This window comes from Geitlerinema sp. PCC 9228 (genome assembly GCF_001870905.1).
GTDB lineage: Bacteria > Cyanobacteriota > Cyanobacteriia > Cyanobacteriales > PCC-9228 > PCC-9228.
The window spans coordinates 1-989 of sequence record NZ_LNDC01000203.1 but is presented as its reverse complement, the minus strand read 5'-3'; the positions used below and the strand labels follow the sequence as shown (position 1 = coordinate 989).

Annotated in this window: 1 protein-coding gene; it reads left to right on the top strand. The window is 43.4% G+C overall.

The genetic code is table 11. From position 1 onward, the window contains the following. Nucleotides 1-147: 147 nt before the first annotated feature. A partial coding sequence (locus AS151_RS20285; RefSeq protein ID WP_170861469.1) for a serine/threonine-protein kinase occupies nucleotides 148-989 on the top strand: 842 nt, incomplete at its 3' end.

The following is a 989-nucleotide window of genomic DNA, read 5'->3' as shown; positions in this document are numbered from 1 at the left end:
CGCGATCGTTTATAGAAATTTGGAAAACGCGATCGCTTTTGTTGAAAATATAACAGAGCATCTAGTGCCAACAGCAACCTGGTAACCACGCCCAAATTATGCTATTGTTTAGCTAAAATTGAGCCAGTTTCATCGGATAGCATCAGTATGAGCCAGTGTTTGAATCCCAACTGCTCCCATCAAAATCCAGAAAATACAAAATTCTGCCAGCGTTGCGGCAGTCAGTTGAAACTACGCTTGCGATATCGGGCTACACGTATTCTGGGGCAGGGCGGTTTTGGTAGAACGTTTTTAGCTTTGGATGAAGACAAGCCCAAAAATCAGACTTGCGTTATTAAACAATTTTTCCCCCAAGCTCAGGGAACCAATACCATAAAAAAAGCTGCCGAAATGTTTGAACGGGAAGCTGAACAGTTGGATGAGTTGGGGAAATATCCACAGATTCCGGAGTTGCTGGCGTATTTTACTGAAGGTGGCTATCAATATTTGGTACAAGAATATATTGATGGTCAGGATTTGGACAAAATTTTAGAAACTCAGGGCAAATTTAGCGAGAAGCAAATTCGAGACATTTTGCAGCAAATTTTGCCGATTTTACAGCATTTACACGAACGTAACGTCATCCATCGGGATATCAAACCGGAAAATATCATTCGCCGTGGGGATGGAAAACTGATTTTGGTAGATTTTGGTGCAGCCAAGCAAGTTGCCAGTGCGGCTTTTTCGGTAACGGGAACTACGATTGGTTCGGCAGGATATGTATCGCCAGAACAAGCGGTAGGCAAAGCCAAACCCAACAGCGATATTTACAGTTTGGGGGCAACTTGCGTGCGGATGCTCACTCAAATCGAACCAAGCGATTTATACGATGCGATTATAGATGAGGCATGGCGAGATTTTTTAGATACGCCGATTGAGAAACAATTGGGCGATATTTTAGACAACATGCTGGTGGTTGCTGTCAAAAAACGCTATCAGTCGGCTGGTGA